This is a genomic window from Candidatus Thioglobus sp., from assembly GCF_028599055.1.
Taxonomy (GTDB): domain Bacteria; phylum Pseudomonadota; class Gammaproteobacteria; order PS1; family Pseudothioglobaceae; genus Thioglobus_A.
In genome coordinates this window covers 1-1,961 of sequence record NZ_JAQRMS010000195.1, presented here as the reverse complement: position 1 = coordinate 1,961, position 1,961 = coordinate 1, and the positions used below count along the sequence as shown (strand labels likewise).

Here is a 1,961-nt window from a genome sequence, read left to right as displayed (position 1 = left end):
CCTGGTTGGATATACATTAGTTTAATATCCATTGCTTGTGCCCAATCTCGTAGTGCTTGTGAGATGTATTCTGGTCCGTTATCACATCTAATAGCTTCAGGCTTACCTCTCCACTCAATTATTTCTGGGCGACTATAAAGCTTCTTTCTGTTATCACTGTAAATATATTTGTGTATATTAAGTTTCCTATAACAAGAAATTATTATAAAGGGAAGTACTCTGACCACGCTGCCAACAAAATGGGTTAATTGTGAGGCGACTTTATAAGTAGAAGACAAAATTTATATAGGACTTTGCACGAATTGCTATAAGCAAAAAAATACCCCTGAAAAAGGGGCATTTGAATAGATGATAGTTATAGGTGTACTTGAGCCACCGACCCCAGCATTCATAATGCTGAGGTCCATAACGTTATGATGTTATAATGTGTTAACGTTTTATCAACAAAAAGGAATAAGCATGGGAGAGTTGTCCAAAAGATCTACGGTCTATTTTGAAGAAAATTTGCACCAAGCCTTAAAGATTAAAGCAGCCATCAGCCATCAATCCGTCTCAGAGATGGTTAATGAAGCTGTACGCCATCTGCTTAATGAGGACCAAGAAGATATTCTTAGTTTTAATCAAAGAGAATCTGAGCCAGTAGTCAGCTACGAAACCCTACTTGACGAGCTCAAGGCAGATGGCAAAATATAGGCTTGTTTTTAAAAAATCGGTTGCTAAAGATTTAAAAAAGATTCCCAATAAGGACATAGCGCGTATTCTTGAACGTATTAACACCTTGGTTGGCGATCCAAAACCACAAGGCGCTATCAAATTAACCAATCAAGAAAAATACCGTATTAGACAAGGTACGTATAGGATTCTGTACGAATTGAAAGACTTGGATCTTATTATTACCGTCGTTAAAATTGCACATCGTAAAGAAGTATACAAGAACCATTAATAAATATATTTTGCATTAATATAAGCAAAAAAAATACCCCTAAAAGGGGCATTAGAATAGACGCCCCTCAAGGGGTACTGAAAAGAGTGGTGGTTATAGGTGGACTTGAACCACCGACCCCAGCATTATGAATGCTGTGCTCTAACCAGCTGAGCTACATAACCAAAGAGCGTGTATTATCAAGACATTTGATGTAAATGTCAATAGTTAAAGGTTAATATTGCTAAAATCAAACCCATGAACTCACCCATTAAAATTGCACTAACTGGTGGCATTGCCTGCGGTAAATCAAACGTTGCTCAGCTTTTTTCTGATCTGGGTGTAGATATTATTGATCTTGACGAATTGTCACGTCTGGTGGTTGAGCCTGGCACTCAAGGCCTTAGCGAGCTGGTTGAGTATTTTGGCGAGCGCATTCTTAATACTGATAAAACCCTGAATCGCCGAGCCTTACGAGAGATTTTGGTTAGTAAACCAACCAACCAAGAGAAAATTGAGGAAATTTTGCATCCAAAAATATTGGAAAAAATGCAAATGGAGATCAAAAAGGTTAAAAACAAGTTGGTTATTGTCGAAATACCACTATTAGTAGAAAAAAATCTAGCTTATTTGTTTGATCGAGCCATTATTGTGCAGTGTAATGCTGAAAAACAGCTAGAAAGACTCAAAAAACGCGATAATATTGACGAAAACCAGGCAAAAAAGCTAATAAATTCGCAAACCAGTGATGAAAATCGTCAAAAATTGGCCGAACAATTGCCGGTTGATGTGATTGAAAATAATTCGGAAATTTCAGAAATGGTGCAAAAAGTACGAGATTTGTATCAAAAACTAATCAATTTGTAAGCGTTTAACCGGGTTTCCGCCAATAAGATGCTCAGTGATGATTTCATCAACATCTTCTTCATCAATGTATTGATACCAAACATTATCTGGATACACCACAGCCACTGGCCCGTGCTCACACCTGCCTAGACAGCGAGATTCACTAATACCAATTTTACCTTCGCCCATTTGT

The 1,961-nt window shown here is 37.5% G+C and carries 4 protein-coding genes, 1 tRNA gene and 1 pseudogene; 3 read left to right on the top strand and 3 right to left on the bottom strand.

Features of this window, described 5'->3' with window-relative positions:
* Window positions 1–125: pseudogene (locus tag PSN35_RS07430) on the bottom strand (DDE-type integrase/transposase/recombinase); the annotation flags it as partial.
* A gap of 334 nt (window positions 126–459) precedes the next feature.
* Here PSN35_RS07430 and PSN35_RS07425 point away from each other — a divergent pair.
* Together PSN35_RS07425 and PSN35_RS07420 are read left to right on the top strand one after the other, a co-directional pair.
* A complete protein-coding gene (locus PSN35_RS07425) occupies window positions 460–693 on the top strand; it encodes a CopG family transcriptional regulator (protein WP_300031598.1) in 234 nt (77 codons plus the stop codon).
* On the top strand, window positions 680–943 hold the full coding sequence (locus PSN35_RS07420; protein ID WP_300031595.1) for a type II toxin-antitoxin system RelE/ParE family toxin: 264 nt from the start codon (window positions 680–682) through the stop codon (window positions 941–943). Before PSN35_RS07425 ends, PSN35_RS07420 begins: the two co-directional genes overlap by 14 nt.
* Before the next feature lie 87 nt (window positions 944–1,030).
* Here the strand turns inward: PSN35_RS07420 and PSN35_RS07415 are convergent.
* Window positions 1,031–1,107, bottom strand: a tRNA-Met gene (locus PSN35_RS07415).
* 73 nt (window positions 1,108–1,180) lie between these two features.
* On the opposite strand from PSN35_RS07415, the gene coaE reads away from it, so the two are divergent.
* On the top strand, window positions 1,181–1,789 hold the full coding sequence (gene coaE, locus PSN35_RS07410) for a dephospho-CoA kinase (RefSeq protein ID WP_300031593.1): 609 nt from the start codon (window positions 1,181–1,183) through the stop codon (window positions 1,787–1,789).
* Here the strand turns inward: coaE and PSN35_RS07405 are convergent.
* Window positions 1,775–1,961, bottom strand: a 187-nt coding sequence (locus tag PSN35_RS07405) for a ferredoxin (RefSeq protein WP_300031590.1), incomplete at its 5' end; no start/stop codon positions are given. The genes coaE and PSN35_RS07405 overlap by 15 nt on opposite strands.